The 19811-nt window shown below is 36.9% G+C and carries 15 protein-coding genes, 1 pseudogene and 2 riboswitches; of the genes and pseudogenes, 10 read left to right on the forward strand and 6 right to left on the reverse strand.

The window, feature by feature from the left end; all coding sequences use genetic code 11:
• Positions 1-178: 178 nt before the first annotated feature.
• Complete coding sequence (locus AC1Q51_RS16740; protein ID WP_000021123.1) at positions 179-1537, forward strand: arsenic transporter; 1359 nt, start codon at positions 179-181, stop codon at positions 1535-1537.
• A 101-nt stretch (positions 1538-1638) separates the two neighbouring features.
• On the opposite strand, the gene thiC is transcribed toward AC1Q51_RS16740, so the two are convergent.
• Together thiC and AC1Q51_RS16750 are read right to left on the reverse strand one after the other, a co-directional pair.
• Positions 1639-3399, reverse strand: coding sequence for a phosphomethylpyrimidine synthase ThiC (gene thiC / locus AC1Q51_RS16745; RefSeq protein ID WP_492331608.1), 1761 nt, complete (start codon positions 3397-3399; stop codon positions 1639-1641).
• 112 nt (positions 3400-3511) lie between these two features.
• Positions 3512-3627, reverse strand: a riboswitch (TPP riboswitch).
• Between the two features lie 71 nt (positions 3628-3698).
• Positions 3699-3770 (reverse strand): annotated as a pseudogene (locus tag AC1Q51_RS16750) (L-lactate permease); the annotation flags it as partial.
• Between the two features lie 45 nt (positions 3771-3815).
• On the opposite strand from AC1Q51_RS16750, the gene AC1Q51_RS16755 reads away from it, so the two are divergent.
• A complete protein-coding gene (locus AC1Q51_RS16755) occupies positions 3816-4211 on the forward strand; it encodes a transposase (protein WP_426824774.1) in 396 nt (131 codons plus the stop codon).
• 350 nt (positions 4212-4561) lie between these two features.
• Here AC1Q51_RS16755 and AC1Q51_RS16760 read toward each other — a convergent pair whose 3' ends face one another.
• Positions 4562-4864: a hypothetical protein gene (locus AC1Q51_RS16760; RefSeq protein WP_089171997.1), complete on the reverse strand. Its 303-nt coding sequence runs from the start codon at positions 4862-4864 to the stop codon at positions 4562-4564.
• 413 nt (positions 4865-5277) lie between these two features.
• Between AC1Q51_RS16760 and AC1Q51_RS16765 the strand changes: the two genes are divergently transcribed.
• Positions 5278-6426, forward strand: coding sequence for an IS110 family RNA-guided transposase (locus AC1Q51_RS16765; RefSeq protein ID WP_492331609.1), 1149 nt, complete (start codon positions 5278-5280; stop codon positions 6424-6426).
• A 169-nt stretch (positions 6427-6595) separates the two neighbouring features.
• A riboswitch (TPP riboswitch) is annotated at positions 6596-6712 on the reverse strand.
• A 71-nt stretch (positions 6713-6783) separates the two neighbouring features.
• Here the strand turns inward: AC1Q51_RS16765 and lldP are convergent.
• Positions 6784-8445 carry an L-lactate permease gene (gene lldP, locus AC1Q51_RS16770; protein ID WP_098566680.1) on the reverse strand — a complete coding sequence of 554 codons (1662 nt, stop codon included), beginning with the start codon at positions 8443-8445 and terminating at the stop codon, positions 6784-6786.
• Between the two features lie 297 nt (positions 8446-8742).
• On the opposite strand from lldP, the gene AC1Q51_RS16775 reads away from it, so the two are divergent.
• Positions 8743-9060, forward strand: a complete 318-nt coding sequence (locus tag AC1Q51_RS16775) for a magnetosome magnetite crystal formation protein family (RefSeq protein WP_001014092.1) — start codon at positions 8743-8745, stop codon at positions 9058-9060.
• Between the two features lie 64 nt (positions 9061-9124).
• Here the strand turns inward: AC1Q51_RS16775 and AC1Q51_RS16780 are convergent, their stop codons facing one another.
• Together AC1Q51_RS16780 and AC1Q51_RS16785 are read right to left on the reverse strand one after the other, a co-directional pair.
• Complete coding sequence (locus tag AC1Q51_RS16780; protein WP_001139059.1) at positions 9125-9616, reverse strand: metal-binding protein; 492 nt, start codon at positions 9614-9616, stop codon at positions 9125-9127.
• A gap of 50 nt (positions 9617-9666) precedes the next feature.
• The gene (locus AC1Q51_RS16785; RefSeq protein ID WP_000810378.1) at positions 9667-10032 is read right to left on the reverse strand and encodes a YkvA family protein; all 366 of its coding nucleotides are present in this window, start codon (positions 10030-10032) and stop codon (positions 9667-9669) included.
• A 545-nt stretch (positions 10033-10577) separates the two neighbouring features.
• Between AC1Q51_RS16785 and AC1Q51_RS16790 the strand changes: the two genes are divergently transcribed.
• The 6 genes from AC1Q51_RS16790 to AC1Q51_RS16815 all read left to right on the forward strand — a co-directional run bounded on the left by AC1Q51_RS16790 (position 10578) and on the right by AC1Q51_RS16815 (position 19741).
• Positions 10578-12506 carry an LTA synthase family protein gene (locus AC1Q51_RS16790; protein WP_000665343.1) on the forward strand — a complete coding sequence of 643 codons (1929 nt, stop codon included), beginning with the start codon at positions 10578-10580 and terminating at the stop codon, positions 12504-12506.
• A gap of 511 nt (positions 12507-13017) precedes the next feature.
• The gene (locus AC1Q51_RS16795) at positions 13018-13902 is read left to right on the forward strand and encodes a D-amino-acid transaminase (RefSeq protein ID WP_074593743.1); all 885 of its coding nucleotides are present in this window, start codon (positions 13018-13020) and stop codon (positions 13900-13902) included.
• Positions 13903-14112: 210 nt separating this feature from the next.
• Entirely contained in the window at positions 14113-15849 is a 1737-nt protein-coding gene (locus AC1Q51_RS16800; protein ID WP_098566681.1) for a C40 family peptidase, read from the forward strand.
• 365 nt (positions 15850-16214) lie between these two features.
• On the forward strand, positions 16215-17426 hold the full coding sequence (locus tag AC1Q51_RS16805) for a NupC/NupG family nucleoside CNT transporter (protein ID WP_001051020.1): 1212 nt from the start codon (positions 16215-16217) through the stop codon (positions 17424-17426).
• A gap of 261 nt (positions 17427-17687) precedes the next feature.
• A complete protein-coding gene (locus tag AC1Q51_RS16810) occupies positions 17688-18443 on the forward strand; it encodes a nucleotidyl cyclase domain-containing protein (protein WP_000653228.1) in 756 nt (251 codons plus the stop codon).
• Entirely contained in the window at positions 18440-19741 is a 1302-nt protein-coding gene (locus AC1Q51_RS16815; RefSeq protein ID WP_000988755.1) for a glycosyltransferase family 2 protein, read from the forward strand. Before AC1Q51_RS16810 ends, AC1Q51_RS16815 begins: the two co-directional genes overlap by 4 nt.
• The last annotated feature ends 70 nt before the right edge of the window (positions 19742-19811 follow it).

The following is a 19811-nucleotide window of genomic DNA, read 5'->3' on the forward strand; positions in this document are numbered from 1 at the left end:
GACTCCTATCACAATAGTTATTTCACTACGAGTGACACTTGTCCTTTAGCATGAAAAACACATATTCGCTTCATCTCGTTATACGTCTAGTTCTTCTTATTTTTTGCTGAATATACTACCAATATAACCTTGAGACAAGCTACATCTATTCAAGGGAAAATAGAAAGGTAGGCAAAATATGAGCATTGAAATATGGATTACTATTATTGTATTCTTCTTAACGATGATTGTTATCTTTTGGCGGCCTCGAGGTTTAAATGAGGCGTGGCCAGCAGCAATCGGAGCTGGTATCATCATAATTACTGGACTTGTATCAAAACCAGACGTCATGGATATTATAAGTAAAATTGGCGGTGCTTCCATAACAATATTAGCGACCATCGTCATGGCAGTTATATTAGAAAGCTTCGGCTTTTTCCATTGGTCCGCAGCGAAACTAGCAAATTTAGCAAAGGGTTCTGGACGCCGCTTATACTGGTATATTCAATTATTATGTTTTCTCATGACTCTTTTATTCAATAACGACGGTAGTATTTTAATTACAACTCCAATTTTAATTCTTCTTCTAAAAAATCTTCAATTAAAACCTCATCAGCAAATTCCTTATTTATTAAGTGGTGCTTTAATCGCTACGGCATCTAGTGCACCAATTGGTGTAAGTAATATCGTAAATTTAATCGCATTAAATATCGTTAATATGACTCTTTATATGCATACTGCTATGATGTTTGTACCTGCAACATTAGGCTTATTATTTATGTCATGGCTCATGTATACAGTTTTGAAGAAAAAACTTCCGAAAAAATTGCCTGTTTCTTCATATGATATTGAAGAAATTTTCTTCACGAAAAACTTCCATCCACTAAAAGGAAATAATTCTGTTGATACGAAACAAAAACGGACAAGATTCATGTTAAAAGTATTAGGTTTCGTCTTCCTTATGCGCTGTCTTCTATTCGTTGCATCCTTCTTATCCATCCCAATTGAAATCGTTGCAGTACTTGGTTCACTCGTTCTTCTCATTTGGAGATGGTACTACTTACGAACAAATCCTGTCGACATTTTGAAAAAGACACCATGGCACATTTTAATTTTCGCCTTCTCTATGTACGTCATTATTTACGGACTCCACAACGCAGGATTAACAGCTGCACTTGTACAATGGCTCGAGCCAATTGTGAATCAGCATCTACTCTATGCTAGCTTTGCAATGGGTGGACTTGTATCCATCCTCTCTAACGTCTTCAATAACCATCCTGCCCTTATGATTGGTACAATTACATTAACAGAAATGGGACTAGATCCAGTCACATTAAAAACAATCTATCTTGCAAACATCATTGGTAGTGACATCGGCTCACTATTACTACCAATTGGTACACTAGCTTCACTCATTTGGATGTATATTCTGAAACAAAACAAAATTAAAGTAAAATGGAAAGACTATTTAAGTGTATCCCTTATCGTTATCCCGCTCACAACAGTCGTCACACTATTCCTCTTATTCTACTGGGTACATCTCTTCTTCGCCTTATAAACAACAGAAGCCCCATTTGCTACCGTCTTAGCAAATGGGGCTTCTTCTATAATAAAGTTAGGTACTACAGTGTGATCAATCAAGTAAAGAGGTGTAACATATTATTGATATAAATGACTACCAGCTTCTTTAAATTCTTCTGCTTTCTCTTTCATTCCTTTTTCAATTGCTTCTGTCGTTTCTAAATCATTTTCTTTTGCATACTCACGAATATCATGTGAAATTCTCATACTACAAAACTTCGGTCCACACATTGAACAGAAGTGAGCTGTCTTTGCCCCTTCTGCCGGCAACGTTTCATCATGATATTCCATCGCACGTTCAGGATCTAAAGATAAATTAAATTGATCGCGCCAACGGAATTCGAAGCGTGCTTTTGAAAGTGCATCATCACGCTGATGAGCCGTTTTATGTCCTTTCGCAAGATCAGCCGCATGCGCTGCAATTTTATACGTAATAACACCCGTGCGTACATCATCTTTGTTTGGCAAACCTAAATGTTCTTTCGGCGTTACATAACAAAGCATCGCTGTTCCAAACCAGCCAATCATAGCAGCTCCAATTGCAGATGTAATATGGTCATAACCTGGTGCAATATCTGTCGTTAGCGGCCCAAGTGTGTAAAACGGCGCGCCCTGACAAATATCAAGCTCTTTCTCCATATTCTCTTTAATTAAGTGCATCGGTACGTGTCCAGGTCCTTCAATCATAACTTGCACATCATGTTTCCAAGCAATTTTGGTTAATTCGCCAAGTGTTTCAAGCTCAGAAAACTGTGCTTCGTCATTTGCATCTGCAATAGACCCTGGACGTAATCCATCTCCAAGAGAGAACGAAACATCGTACTGCTTCATAATTTCACAAATCTCTTCAAAGTGAGTATATAGGAAGTTTTCTTTATGATGGAATAGACACCACTGCGCCATAATCGAACCACCGCGCGAAACGATACCTGTCGTACGCTTTGCCGTGATTGGAATGTAACGAAGCAATACACCAGCGTGAATTGTAAAGTAATCAACGCCTTGCTCCGCCTGCTCAATTAACGTATCACGATATACTTCCCACGTTAAATCTTCTGCAATTCCGTTTACTTTTTCCAGCGCTTGATAAATCGGTACAGTTCCAACTGGTACAGGCGCGTTACGAATAATCCACTCACGCGTCGTATGAATATTTTTACCTGTAGATAAATCCATAATCGTATCTGCACCCCAGCGCGTTGCCCATGTCATCTTCTCTACTTCTTCTGCAATCGAAGAAGATACAGCTGAGTTTCCGATATTCGCGTTTACCTTCACATGGAAATTACGCCCGATGATCATCGGTTCAGCTTCTGGATGATTAATATTCGCTGGTAAAATAGCGCGGCCTTCTGCGATTTCCTTACGAACAAACTCCGGCTCTACCCCTTCACGAATCGCAACATACTCCATCTCAGACGTAATAATGCCATTACGTGCATAGTGCATTTGCGTAACGTTTGCACCTTGCTTTGCTCTAAGTGGCTTGCGATCCATCTGCGGGAAAACAGGTGTATGTTTCGAAGCCACTTTCACACCGTCATCCTCTGGTTTCACTTCACGCCCTTCGTATGCTTCTACATCACCACGCCCCAGAATCCAAGAATGGCGCGGCGTTGGAATCCCCTTTTCTAACTCCACTTTATACTCAGGATCCGTATAAGGTCCGCTCGTATCATACACACGAATTGGCGGATTTGGAACGCCATTTGTTTCGCTTTGTTTAATCTCACGCATCGGTACTTTCATGCCTTCTCGTGGTCCACCCACATATACTTTCTTACTCCCTGGTAAACTCGATTTCAATTCAATTTGCTCAGCTGAAACAGATTGTTTCATAAATTTTATTGCCCCCCTGTTCGTGACAAGGACGAGATATGGCCAGCGCATGCCAAAATAAAAAGAGCCAGGTCCATAAAAAAATAAGGACCTGGCTCATAAAGACATCATTATGTAAAGCCGTTAACTTCCCTACGCTGGTACGAGCCAGATCAGGTCCAAAGGGTTAAGAAGTTCACGCGCTTCTCTCTCAGCCTACGCATACGTTAGGCACCCCTAGTTTATCACTGATTTAATTTTCAATACTTTCCCATCATACACGATAATCTGAAAAATGCAAAGGTTATTTCTTTTTCTCTTTATGGAATCATCCACGTTAAATAATATGCTTGAACATACGTCATAATACCAACAATAATTACGAAGAACACCCTATTGTAAAAATAGTTTATGACTTAACATGGGAGTTTAAAAACATCTTCACCACAAAGAGTGTTGAGAATTTCGACCATTGTATTGAGAAAATGAAGAATACTAATATACAAGAGTTTAAGAGCTTTACGAATGGATTAGCCGGGGATATTGAAGCTGTCAGAAATGCGGTAACTTATGAGAATAATAATGGTCTTGCCGAAGGGAGCATAAACAAGTTAAAGCTTATTAAAAGAATCATGTATGGTCGATGCAAATTCTCCACATTGCGGACAAAGATTCTACTTTTGGAGAGAATGAGACTTTTCAACCAACTCCGGAAAGAACCATTTTTTACTTGCCAAATACATTCATCAGTCCCGTTTGACAAAGAGCCTTTGTCTCTACTGCATTTCGCTACAACTGCTACCTGCCATACAACCTGCAATAGAGATAGGTAACAATTTACTATACAAGGAACAAAATTGACCTGCTCCTCCATTTAGTGATTTAACTACCTTTATTATTCAGAGCTAAAACTCAAAGAAAAAACTCTTACATTTATTGTAACATTTTTCCTTAATACGTTAATTATTTTTTGTTGTCTTGTTAGTTAAAGGGGTACTTAGTACAAAAAATAACCGTAGATAGTAGCACGAACACTGTTCTTGTTATAATTAATTTTTTTCAGAACGTCTATAATCCTCTTTTAAAAAATATATGTAAATATAATAAAAAACGAATGATTAATAGAAATATTCTACACCACTCGTTTTTTATCGGACTTCTTTTTACTGTACTTTTATTTTCTTTATGAGTTATTAGAAAAATAATTGTCTATATAAGTCTTTATTTTTTCAAAATTCTTTTCCATAAATAAGATTGCTGGTACTTCAATTATTGGAAGATTATTTTCATTATCAAAAGCTGGACACGGTTTGGGAACTACCAAATAGTCAACTGAGTTTTTATCCCTGATATAATTAATTGAAACATCATAATACTTAGAAAAATATTCCTTCAAATCATTCTGATTCCTTAAAAATGGTAGAGAAAATATTGAACCATAATTTATACCAGCGTCGACAATTAATACAAAGCATATTTTTTTCATGATACACCCTCCTCGTATAATAAGTTTTAAGTTAATAACTGTTCCTTGAAAATTAAATAGTTTTTATCTTCAAGAGCTACATCAAAAAAATGATGTATGGGTAAAATTTAGTCTTGGATACTGGGGGATTTCTCCAGATAATGGAAGTGCAGAAATGGACCCATCGGGAATATGCTTACTCCTCCTGTAGTTCGACCACGTTAAAAGACTGTGACCCAGACCAAAATGCACTGCATACGCACAAGCTGTATCGGTTTCCTTCACTTACCTCTCATAGTGGTGGGAGGGCAGCTTAGATGAAGGCAATCATTGAATACTCATACGCGAGGTTGTGGCTATGTTTTGGACTCTAGGAAGATCCCACAGTATCCAAGCTCATTCCAAATACTATTCAAAGAAAGGAGGTCCTTTCTTTGAGATTATTCGTAGCTATTGATGTAAGCTCTGAAAAACTTGATGTATGTTTTCTTGACAGTCATGACACTGTTTTGAAAGAAATTTGTCTTTCAAACGATGTGAATGGTGCCAACGCCATTAAGGAGGATGTTCTCCATTTTCACCAGTTGTACAACTATAAAAAAATTGTCATTGGCATGGAATCTACTTCCGTCTATAGTTTCCATCCTTCCATGTTCCTAACGGAAGATAAGGATTTGAGGGCTTTAGACGTGGAAGTGGTCGTACAAAATCCAAAAGCCATCCATCGGTATAAAAAACTCTTTGAAGAAGATAAGACCGATAAAATAGATGCTTTCCGTATTGCCGATTTTTTACGAATCGGACGGTATAATAAGTTTCTTATCAAGGAGGAAAAATACGTTGCCCTTCAACGTTTAACACGATCTAGATATCAACTCGTTCACCAGCAAACAGAATGTAAGCAACACTTTCTGAAGAACCTTTACTACAAATGTAATACGTTATCGAAAGAGTTAAATACCTCTGTTTTTGGTGCGACGATGATGGAAATACTCTCAGATTCCCTTTCGTTGGATGAAATCGCAGAAATGGATCTAGAAGCACTCGCTACTCTTCTTCAGAAAAAGGGGAAAGGACGCTTTAGCGACCCGGAAGATTTAGCGAAAACCATCAAGAAAGCCATACGTGAATCCTACCGACTAGGTAAGGTCGTTCAAGACTCTGTGGACGTTGTATTAGCCACTTATGCACGATTGATTCAAACATTGAAAAAACAAATCAAAGAAATAGAAAAAAGCATTACTGCTTTTTTCGAAGCCATTCCAGAAGCGAGATATTTAACAAGTGTTCCAGGCATTGGAGTCGTATACGCCGCGGGAATCATTGCGGAAGTTGGACAAATTGAACGCTTTGAGAACGAAGCACAATTGGCCAAATACACCGGTCTTTACTGGAAAAAATCGCAATCTGGAAACTTTGAATCGGAACGAACACCCATGACACGAACGGGAAACCAGTATCTTCGTTATTACATGGTTGAAGCTGCCAACTCTGTACAACTTCGTGAAGCTACTTACCGTGCTTCTTATTTAGAGAAATATGATGAAGTTCCGAAATACAAACATAAAAGAGCCCTTGTCTAAAGCCGTAACTAGATTCGCTAAATTGTTTTTCAAATATTGAACCAAGCACTTGACTGATTGCTTGTTGAACAACCCTATCCACTACTGTCGGTATTCCCAATTTGCGCATCTTCCATAAAAAGAGCCAGGTCCATAAAAAAATAAGGACCTGGCTCATAAAGACATCATTATGTAAAGCCGTTAACTTCCCTACGCTGGTACGAGCCAGATTAGGTCCAAAGGGGTTAAGAAGTTCACGCGCTTCTCTCTCAGCCTACGCATACGTTAGGCACCCCTAGTTTATCACTGATTTAATTTTCAATACTTTTCCATCATACACCATAATTTGGAAAAATAAAAGTTTATTTCTTTTGTTGTTTATGGAATCATCCACGTTAAATAATAAGCCTGAACATAAGTCATAATACCAACAATAATTACGAAGAACAAACTATGCTTCACTGTAAAACGGAACAAATCCGATTCTTTTCCAGCAAGACCAACTGCTGCACAAGCAATCGCAATCGACTGCGGAGAAATCATTTTACCTGTTACACCGCCTGTTGTATTTGCTGCAACAAGAAGCACTTCAGATACGCCGACTTGCTGCGCTGTAATGGCTTGTAAATTCGAGAACAGTGCATTCGCAGACGTATCAGACCCTGTTAAGAATACGCCAATCCAGCCTAAGAAAGGCGAGAAGAACGGGAATAGTCCGCCAGTTCCTGCTAGTGCTAACGCTAACGTAGAAGATAGACCAGAATAGTTTGCGATAAATGCAAACCCTAGTACGAATCCGATTGATAGAATTGGCATTTTTAATTCACTTAACGTTTCTTTAAATGTCACTACTGCATCTTTTACATTCATTTTCAAAATAAACATGGAAATGATACAAGCAATTAAAATCGCCGTTCCGGTTGCTGATAATACATCAAACTTCAGAATTGCCTCGTAAGGCGTTGGTTTATTTACAATCGGCTCTGCTTTCATTACTAGATTATGCAGACCTGAAATTTCAAACTTAAATACAAGACTTGCTAAAGCCCCTCCTGGAGCGAATAATGCCTTAAAGAAACTTTGGCTCCAAATGACTACCATAACCGTTAATACGATAAATGGAGACCATGCTTTTACTACTTTTCCAAACGTTAATTTCGGCATCGATGCTGCTGTCGTTGTTGCTGCTACTTCACTATTTGCTTGCTCGGATTGATAGATTTCTTTCGGCTGCCAAACTTTTAAGAACAGCGCTAAACTAATTAAACTTACAAGTGCCGATGTAATATCCGGAAGTTCCGGCCCTAAAAATGTCGCTGTAATGAACTGCGTAATTGCAAATGAACTACCCGCTACAAGTAACGCAGGCCACGTTTGTCTTATCCCTTTAAATCCATCCATTAAAAATACGATAAAGAATGGAACAAATAATGATAGGAACGGTAATTGATGTCCAGCCATTTGTCCAATTTTATGTGGATCAATACCCGTTACTTGTCCAGCAACTGTAATCGGAATTCCCATCGCTCCGAACGCCACTGGTGCAGTATTTGCAATCAAACAAAGACCTGCTGCGTATAAAGGATTTAACCCAAGCCCCGCAAGAAGCGCTGCTGTAATCGCTACTGGTGCTCCAAATCCTGCCGCTCCTTCTAAAAATGCTCCAAATGAAAATCCAATTAAAATAACGAGTAGACGATGATCGTTCGTAATCGATAATACCGATGCACGAATCACATCGAATTGACCTGTTTTTACAGAAATTTTATATAAAAATACCGACATAATGATAATCCAAGCAATCGGCCATAATCCGTATAAGAAACCATATCCGGTCGCTGCCATTGCCATCGTGAACGGCATTTTATAAGCGAATAACGCTACTAAAACTGTAAGTACAACTGTAATAAATCCTGCCACATACCCTTTCATGCGGAAAACTGCTAAAGCTAAGAAAAAAAAGATAATCGGAATAAGTGCTACTGCTGCTGAAATCCAAATATTACCGAACGGATCATAAACTTGTGTCCATGTGTTCATTGTCCTCTCCCCCTAAAGAATCCCCTTTTAAATAAATACAACCTTATCAATAGACTATCAGGTCATCATACCTTTAAGTCTAAAAATAAAAAAACATTTAAGAAAACGTTTTCAAAAACTTCCATTTATACTGTACCATAACAATTTCTATTAAAAAAGATTTTTTTGAAAATTTTATTATTTAACAGGAAATCTTACAAAATCGTCACGTTCTTGTAATGTTCATCGATAGGAAGTTTGCCAAAATTATTGCATAATAATAGTATAACAACAGAAATTATTCATGAGGTGATATATATGAACGGAAATAAAATATTAGCTGCGTTATCATACTTTAGTGTACTATTTGCCCCTATCTTATTCCCTATTATCGTTTGGATTGTAGGAGACGCTGAAACAAAACCACATGCAAAACGTGCTCTATGGACACACATCATTCCAAGTATCGCTACATTCATTGGCTTAACTATTTTAGGAATTATGGGTCTTGGATCTGATCAACCAGATGTAACACTTGGAATTGGATCAATGATTGTCTTAGCTATTTGCGGAATCATCAGCTTATACTACTTCATCTGGAACATTGTAAAAGGAATTAAAGTACTGAAAGCTTAATTTTAAACAAACGTTTGTTTAAAAAAGGACCCTTGCAAATTGCAAGGGTCCTTTTCCGTTCACTTTATCTTCTGCGTTTCTTCTTTTTTCTCATCATTTTCTTTCGGCGCGTATTCACTTTATCCGCTATAATGTGGAGCGTACTTGCCACAACAATTCCCATTAAGAACGTTACAATTTCAACCTCATGTTTCTTCGCAATTTCTATTAAATTACCATCCAGTGCGATTACATTTAATAGGAATAAAAATGGAGAAAAGACGATTAACATGTACGCAATACGAATCACATCACCAAGTATAATCGTATGCGTAAAGAAAGATCGATGCGGCATTACTTTTTTATAAGGATACCAAAATATACGTAAGAAACCCCATTTGTTATAAGCATTACTGTACGTATCTAAATCCGGTGTTAAAAATGAAGTACCTACTAAAAAACCAATTGCAAAAGTTAATAAAAAATCAAAATTTGTTAATCCATACGAAAAAAGCAAAAACAAAACAACCGGAAGGGATATTAAGTTTATTTTCGTATGCGTTCTTCCTGATGGCATAATGCACTTCCTCGCTTACGTTCGTCCTGTCACCTTATGACAGGTTTCACCTATTGACCTAATTTCTGATCGATAAATGTTGTGTCTATATCCGAACCAAACCATTCTGCCAACTTCACTCGTGCCTTATCTTTCACATCTTCATTGACGTATAACGACACCTGTATTAGTGCGGCCGTTAACGCCCCTAAATCATCCGTATAGCCAATTCCAGCAATGAAATCTGGAATCGCATCAATCGGTGCAATAAAATAAGCAAGTGCTCCAATTACAATAATTTTCACTCGTTTTGGAACATCGGGTCTTTGCAAAACGTAAAACAGTAATAAACTTGTATAAATGACCGACTGCCCTGCTTGCTTTGCAACATGTTTTACTTTCTTCCAAAACGCTTCAACTGAAAATTTTTGTTTCATGTAAAAGCCTCCCTATTTTTAAAAAGAAATAAGCTACAATATGTTATCAGTAAAAGTTCATAGAAATTACACAAAACCTATCAATGAACTTTCATTGTAACAAACAAACCGAAAAAGAACAAGTGTTCGTTAATTTTTACACAATTTCCTTCATATAATAGATTTCTAGATAACCCTTACCCATCTTCGTTTCTTATTTCTCAACAAAGAAAATTTTCACTTCTACTTAACATTCTGCTCTATCTTTGTTATATTTTCTAGTTGACGGACATATAAACGAATGTTAAAGTTTTCTCTGGTAGTGACAAATCTTATACAAAAAATGTAAAATGTTATAGTGTTTCTCAGAAATGAATTTTGTTGTATAATACAGAAATGACGTTATGCTTATGAGCAACAAAAGAAACCAAAAGGGTATGCATAGTTATAGTCGTATATGGGTGAATATAGAACCTTTAATTATGGCCAAGAAAACTATGTATTTTTTATTTTAGCATTTTTCGCTCCAAAATCGACCAAGCCTGATAGAGAAAGGGTGGAAATGAATGAAAGAAACCTTGAAATCACAATTTCAAAATGTGCGTTTCACTGTATTCGTAGCATTAGCCTTATGGCTGAAAACTTACATTATTACACGCACAAGCTTTGATTTAAAACTTGAATCTTTCATGCAAGAATTCATTTTATTCCTTAGCCCATTAGCAGCATCATTACTGCTTGTTGGTCTTGCATTATTTGCAAAAGGGAAAAAACGTAACTATATAGCACTTGGAATTAATTTTATCTTAACAATCGTTCTTGTTGGTAACGTAATGTTCTACGGATTCTACAATGACTTCGTTACTTTACCAGTACTCGGACAAACATCTAACTTCGGAAGTTTAGGTTCTAGTGTGAAAGAATTATTTAACTACAAAATTATTCTTGCATTTGCAGACATTATCATATTCTTCGTTCTATTGAAGAAAATGAAAAACTTTGCACCTACAGAGCGTGTAGCACGCCCGATGCGTTCTCTATACTTCGTATCAACAGTTGCTATTTTCTTCGCAAACTTAGGACTTGCAGAAGCTGAACGCCCAGAACTATTAACACGTTCATTCGACCGCGTTATGCTTGTTAAAAACTTAGGATTATATGTACACCAAGTATACGATCTTGGCTTACAAGCGAAATCAAGTTCACAAAAAGCATTCGCTGACGGTAGTAAATTACAAGAAACAGAAAACTACGTGAAAACAACACAAAGTAAACCAGATCCAAATATGTTCGGTACTGCAAAAGGGAAAAACGTAATTGTTGTCTCTCTTGAGTCATTACAAACATTCTTAATTGGCGCAACAGTTAACGGACAAGAAGTTACACCATTCTTAAACCAATTTACGAAAGAAAGTTATTACTTTGATAACTTCTTCCATCAAACTGGGCAAGGTAAAACATCTGATGCTGAATTCCTAGTAGATACTTCTTTATATCCACTAGACCGCGGTGCTGTATTCTTCACACACGGTAACAATGAATATACAGCAACTCCAGAAATTTTACGTCAGCAAGGGTATCACACGTCGGTATTCCACGCAAACAACGCAACATTCTGGAACCGTAACATTATGTATCCAGCACTTGGTTATGATCGTTACTACAACGAGCTTGATTACAAGATTACGCCGGAAACAAAATTAAACTGGGGATTAAAAGATATCGAATACTTCGATCAATCTATTGATATGTTGAAAGAAGTGAAGCAACCATTTTATACTCGCTTCCTTACTTTAACGAATCATTACCCATTCACTTACGATGACAGTACAAAATTAATCGACGAATATAATTCTGGTGATGGAGTATTTGACCGTTACATGGTAACTGCTCGTTACTTAGACGAAGCAATGAAACACTTTATTGAGCGTCTAAAAGCAGAAGGTATTTACGACAACTCAGTAATCGTATTCTACGGTGACCACTACGGTATTTCTGAAAACCATAACCGTGCAATGGCACAGTTCTTAGGAAAAGAAGAAATCACTGCATTTGACCATATGAACTTACAAAAAACACCGATGTTTATTCACGTTCCAGGTCAAAAAGAAGGTAAAACAATTTCGAAACCAACTGGTGAAATTGACATTAAACCAACTATTCTAAACTTACTTGGTGTAGATTCTACAAATGACGTTCGATTCGGTCATGATGTATTCTCACCTGATAATAAAGGATTTGTTGTTCTTCGTGACGGTAGCTTCGTTACAGATAAATACATGTACACAAACAGTACATTCTACGACCGTGCTACTGGCGAAGTTGTACAATTACCGAAAGAAGAATCTCAACCACTAATTGATCGTGCCCAAAATGAATTGAACATGTCTGATAAAATCATTGAAGGTGACTTACTTCGCTTCTCTGAAAGTAATAAGATCAAAACTGGTGAAGTAAAAACAGCTATTAAAGAAGAAAAGAAGAGCGCTGAGTAATCTCAGCCTCTTTTTTTATTTTCTTCCATACAACTACTTATATTCATTAACTTTAAAATTACATAACCTTTACCAAATATTCACATAGTGTTAATGGAGAATCTCTATAATAAAATATGTAAACAAGGTTCTACATATTTCTTATCTCTCATCTTTCGTAAGATCCCTTAAAGAAATGTGTAAATCTTTTGTTTCTACTTTCTTATAATTGTCTTTCAACATGTTTTGTTTCCATACACAAAGCATTCAACGAGACAATGTCCCTACGAAAGATAGCTACCCTCCTTGTGCAGCATTCCATAAGAATGTTGCTTTTTTTTATTTAAAAGCAGGATTCTCATTCTTATTTTCGAATTTGTATATACAAAATGCTGTAAAGTGAAACTTTAATCAGCCCTCACCAATCGGGCATTTACGGGCATATGTAGAGAATTACTTACATAAAAATTACTATAGTGATTCTTATCTCGCATGAATGAAAGTTTCACGTTACTTACGTACTTACGAAAGGATGGGACGGAAATTGGCATACGAAAAATTTGTACTTTGGAATGATGAAGTTATTGATACAACAAAACAACAAACGTACATAGAACTTGAAGAAAGAGGTTTGCAGTTCGGAGATGGTGTCTACGAGGTTATTCGCCTATATAAAGGGAACTTTCACTTATTAGATCCGCACATAACGAGATTATATCGATCCATGGAAGAAATAGAATTATCGCTCCCTTTCTCAAAAGCTGAACTCATCACTTTACTTTACAAATTAATTGAAAGAAACCATTTCCACGAAGATGGCACAATTTATTTGCAAGTATCTCGCGGTGTACAAGCTCGCACACATATATTTTCATATGACAACCCTCCGACAATTTATGCCTATATTACAAAAAAAGAAAGGCCAGCGTTATGGATCGAATATGGTATACGCGCTATATCAGAACCCGATACACGATGGCTACGCTGTGACATTAAATCATTAAATTTATTACCAAACGTACTAGCTGCTACGAAAGCTGAACGGAAAGGCTGTAAAGAGGCACTTCTCGTAAGGAATGGTATTGTAACGGAAGGAAGCCATTCCAACTTCTTCTTAATTAAAAACGGAACTCTTTACACACATCCAGCCAATCACCTTATTTTAAATGGTATTATTCGTCAATATGTCCTTTCTTTAGCGAATACTCTTCACATTCCTGTACAGGAAGAACTTTTCAGCGTTCGTGACGTTTATCAAGCAGATGAATGCTTTTTTACAGGCACAACGATTGAAATTTTACCAATGACCCACCTTGATGGAACCGCGATTCAAGATGGGCAAGTTGGACCTATCACCAAAAAACTGCAAAAATCTTTTAATCAAATCTTGTTACAATCCAATATGGCATCTTCTTAAACACGAATAATTTCTGTCCTTTCATATTCAATATATGCATTTAAATGGAAATCAAGGTGTAATTTTATGCCTTGATTTTTTTCTTGTAATCTTTTTGTCATATTCAGATTCCTATATAAGTCTTGACAGTAATCGACATGCTCTTTAGAATTTTTAACAGTTGGTAAATATTTCTTCACTACATTACAGACAGAAAGGAATCGACAAATTATGAAAAAGTACCTTGCCGGTCTTGCGGCAGTGTCTGTAGCAGGGGGAGCAGCACCTACACTTGATAGTGTTCAAGCTGCACCTGAACAAAATACACAAAAAGCTGCTACAACTGTCCAAGCTTCTGCATCAAACGACTCATCTTATAAGGTAAACGCGAGCGTATTACATGTTCGTGCAGGATCAAGCACTTCTCACGACATCATCTCACGCGTTTATAGCGGTCAATCACTAAACGTGATTGGCGAAGAAAATGGTTGGTTCAAAATTAACATTAACGGAAAAACAGGCTTTGTTAGTGGCGAATTTGTATCAAAAAGTGGAGCAGCAAACAACAATGTAAGCACAGGTGGAAACAATAAAGTTACTGCTGATGTATTACGTGTACGTACAGCTCCTAACACTTCTAGTTCTGTTTCTGGACGTGTATATGAAGGACAAACATTAAACGTAATTGGACAAGAAAATGGTTGGGTGAAAATTAACCATAATGGACAAGTAGGTTATGTAAGTGGCGAATTCGTATCTGGCGTTTCTTCTAATGGGGGTTCTTCAAACAACAATACGAATAATAACAACCAAGAAGTAAAACCAGCAAGCGGAAACTATACAGTAAATGTATCTTCCCTTCGCGTTCGTACAGGTCCTAGCACTTCTCACACAACTGTAGGTTCTGTCAAAAAAGGACAAGTAGTACAAGTTGTCGGCGAAGTTCAAGATTGGTTCAAAATCAATTACGCAGGACAAACTGCTTATATAAGCAAAGACTACGTAACAAAAGGCGGTTCTAACGAAAACGTTACAGAAGGCAACAAACAAGAGCAAAACAATAATAATGGAACTATTCAAACTGGTGGTTCTTACGTAGTTAACGCTACATCTTTACGTGTTCGTACAGGCCCTGCCGCTTACCATAGTGTAATTGGTGGCGTTTTAAACGGTACAACATTAAACGTAGTTGGATCTGAAAACGGTTGGTTTAAAGTAAATTACCAAGGAAAAACAGGATTTGTTAGTAGCGAATTTGTAAAATTCGTTAAAGGTGGCACTACTACTCCTGAGCAACCAAAACAACCTGAAAAACCTAACCAAGGTGCAATTGGCGACTATTACATTAATGCTTCTGCACTAAATGTACGTAGCGGCGAAGGTACAAATTATAGAATCATAGGCGCACTTCCACAAGGTCAGAAGGTTCAAGTAATCTCTGAAAACTCTGGATGGAGCAAAATTAACTACAACGGTCAAAATGGTTATATCGGAACACGTTACCTATCTAAAACACCAGTTGGAGGCGCAGTAGATAATAAGCCTAACAATAACCAAAATAACAATCAAAACAATAACAACAATAATAATACAGGCAATAATAGTGGCGACAGTTCTTCCGTACTTGCATATGCAAAATCAATGCAAGGTGTACCATACGTTTGGGGCGGAACTTCTGCTAACGGCGTAGACTGCAGTGGCTACATCTACCACGTATTTAAGAAATTTGGTCATAACATTAGCCGTCAAAGTGTTGCGGGATATTGGAGTAGCCTACCACAAACTTCAAATCCACAACCAGGTGACTTAATTTATTTCCAAAACACTTATAAATCAGGTCCTTCTCACATGGGTATTTACCTTGGGGGCGGATCATTTATCCAAGCTGGAGATAAAGGTGTAGCAATCGCTTCATTAAGTAACTCTTATTGGAAGAGCCACTTCTTAGGATACACGAAAGCACCTTAATTAATAGTTTCCAAGCCTTCTAGTTTACTAGAAGGCTTTTTGCTATGAGTTCAACATATTACTCCCTTTCTCCTACCTTCTCTCTATAAAAATAATGTATCCATTCTTCCATTTCATACACTTTATTCTGCAAAAATAATCCATAACGTTATCATAATGTATATATTCTCATAAAAAACATAACCTATTTCATGTCCATTCATTTCATATGTGTTTTTTTGAAGAATTTTCTTTTTATTTAAACTTTTCGTTAGACGTTTGACCTCCGATGTCCATTATGATAAGTTACTTAAGATGTATATTCGCAAAAGTATAGACAACTGGTTTATACACTTTTTTTACTATGAGGAAGGAGCATACACTGCATGAATCTTTTATGGGGAATTGGCGGCGTGATTGGAGTATTAGCAATTGCTTTCTTACTATCTTCCAACCGCAAAGCTATTAATTGGCGCACAATTTTAATTGCGCTAGCATTACAAATGTCATTTTCATTTATCGTATTACGATGGGATGCTGGTAAAGCAGGTTTAAAACACGCTGCTGACGGTGTTCAAGGATTAATTAATTTTTCTTACGAGGGAATTAAGTTCGTTGCTGGGGATTTAGTCAACGCAAAAGGACCTTGGGGATTTGTATTCTTTATTCAAGCACTACTTCCAATCGTATTTATTAGTTCATTAGTAGCAATCTTATATCATTTCGGTATTATGCAGAAATTTGTTAGCGTCGTTGGTGGTGCATTAAGTAAACTTCTTGGTACTTCTAAAGCAGAAAGCTTAAACTCAGTAACGACTGTATTTTTAGGACAAACTGAAGCTCCAATTTTAATTAAACCTTACTTAGCACGCTTAACAAATAGTGAATTCTTCACTATTATGGTAAGCGGTATGACAGCTGTTGCTGGATCCGTTCTTGTCGGCTATGCAGCAATGGGTATTCCGTTAGAGCACTTATTAGCAGCTGCAATTATGGCAGCTCCATCAAGCTTATTAATTGCAAAACTAATCATGCCAGAGACAGAAAAAGTAGATAATAACGTTGAACTTTCTACAGAACGTGAAGATGCAAACGTTATCGATGCAGCTGCACGCGGTGCATCTGAAGGTATGCAACTTGTTATTAACGTAGCAGCAATGTTAATGGCTTTCATCGCATTAATCGCTTTATTAAATGGATTATTAGGATGGGTTGGTTCTTGGTTCGATATTAAACTTAGCCTTGATTTAATCTTCGGTTACTTATTATCACCATTTGCAATCTTAATCGGTGTTTCTCCAGGTGAAGCTGTACAAGCAGCAAGCTTTATCGGTCAAAAACTTGCAATCAACGAATTCGTTGCATACGCAAACTTAGGGCCACACATGGCAGAGTTCTCTGACAAAACAAATCTAATTTTAACATTTGCAATCTGTGGATTCGCAAACTTCTCTTCTATCGCAATTCAATTAGGTGTAACAGGAACTTTAGCTCCTACTCGCCGTAAACAAATTGCACAATTAGGGATTAAAGCAGTTATCGCTGGTACATTAGCGAACTTCTTAAACGCAGCAGTTGCAGGTATGATGTTCCTATAAACTTATATAGAGTCTTCTCTTTCTCCAAGAGAAGACTTTTTTCATGCAATCCAAACGTATTATATATATCTATCAACCACCTTATCCCAAATATAAGAACATTATGATACAATAATGTTTAGATCTTTTTATTTTTCTGATGAAAATAGAAATACTACTTGTTGTTGCCCTTCAAAAGAATTTAACGACATAGTCAATTTCTTAATAATTGCGCATACTACAAGTATCTATGGATGAAATAGCTTTAAGGAGGAAAGTTTTGTGAAAGATAAGTTCTATAAAATCCTCTCTATGTGGATTCTACAAATTGTATTTTATTTTACTACTGTACATGTGACGAATTATGAGCATGCGCTCATTTTTACAATAATATACGTAATCGTAAATGTACTATTCTTATTTTTAGCTGACAAAACAGCATTTATTTTCTTCATACTAGGAACCATCATTTCCGTATTTTATTTATTTTATGAAGCATGGCTTCATTTATGGAGTACATCAGTTCAATGGCAATATATGATTACCCACTTCCTGATGGCAGCTAACTTCTTCATTGTATACATAACAACTCACCTATTGAAAAAAGTGATTCATGAAAATAAAACTTTGACTGAGCGTGTGAGAACGTTGGAACAATATATTGGAGAATCAAAATTACTAACGAGACAAGAATTCGAGAGACGCCAAGCTTTATTAACGACTGCAATGAATCGTCGTAACGAAACAGGCTTTATTGTTTACTTTGATTTCACTTCCTTTAGTAAATATACGAAGGAAAGTGTTATGGACCGTGTAGCTTCCTTATTAGTTGAAACCGTAAGGAATGATTTTGACCTTGCTGCTGAATATGATAATAATACGCTAGTTATTTTATTACAAAACACAAATGAAGCTGGTGCTGATATTGTAATGAACCGCCTAAAGCCAAAAATGGAGCAATGGCTTGCAGCTGAAGCAATCCGAGATATAAAAATTTCACGTGAGCAAATTGGAAACAAAGGACAGACATTGTTATGATGACTCTCGTTATACTTCTTTTATTTCTTCTGTTTTGCGTACTCGTTTTTTGGATCAGTATCACATTTTCAATTAAATATGTTCTTATTTTTACGGCCTTTCTATTCTCTGGCTTACTCGTTTACTACTCTTTCTTAACAATCGCGGGCTTAATTCACCGAAATAGTAAACGAAAAGATCGTACGCTAGAACATTATCCGAGCGTTGATATTTTCATCCCTGCTCATAATGAAGGGGTCGTTATTAAAGATACTTTAGAGGCAATGGCGAAGATTGAATATCCAGGAAAGCTAACCATTTATCTATTAAATGATAACTCTCAAGATGAAACACCTGAAATCGGCGATGATTTCGACAAAGCTTATGCCCACATTCGTCACATTCGTGTTCCGTCCGGTGAACCGAAGGGTAAATCACGCGTATTAAACTACGGCCTTAGTATTTCAGATGGTGAATACTTCTGTGTGTACGATGCAGATAACCAACCTGAACCACACGCACTGCGAATGCTTGTAGAGCACGCTGAAACAACTGAAGATGCTGTTGGGGCTGTTGGACATGTTCGTACAGTAAACGAAAAAAGAAACTGGCTGACGCGAATGATTTCGCTAGAATTTCAAATCTTCCAGCTCCTTATGCAATCTGGACGCTGGTTACTATTCCAAACAGGCTCACTGACAGGAACAAACATGCTTCTTCGTCGCTCTGCACTAGAAGAGCTTGGTGGCTATGACCCTTATGCAATTGCAGAAGATGCCGAATTAACATTACGAATTACACAAAAAGGTTATCTCTTACCAATCGTCCCAGAATCAGTTACTTGGGAACAAGAACCAGAGCATTTAAAAATCCTTATTAAACAACGTACACGTTGGCTCCAAGGGAATTTATACATTTTAGAAAAAATGTTCTCATCATTAAGTTTCTTTAAAGGAAAACTTCTCGTCCATTCCTTACAACAAGTTCTAGTGTATGTTGTATTTTGGCTATTCCTAATCATTTCGAACGTTTGGTTTGTAATTGGGCTACTCGGGATATTCCAAATTCAATATAGCATTCCGCTACTATTTATGTGGTATGTCGCATATATTACATATGTTTCTCAATTATTTAGTGCCCAGAGTGTCGAACGAACCTTTACACCGACTAATATTTTTATTAGCGTTATTATGTACTTTACGTACGCACAGCTCTTTACGTACTTATTTATTCGCAGCTTAATCTTATACTTACGTGCGAAGAGCAAGAAACAGGTCATTGGCTGGGATAAGACAGTTCGATTTAAAAAAGATAAATAAAAATAAGCACAGAGCGCCGTATGCTCTGTGCTTATTTATTGCCGTATAAATTATATATCAGACAATACCC

The organism is Bacillus sp. MT94 (genome assembly GCF_058792475.1).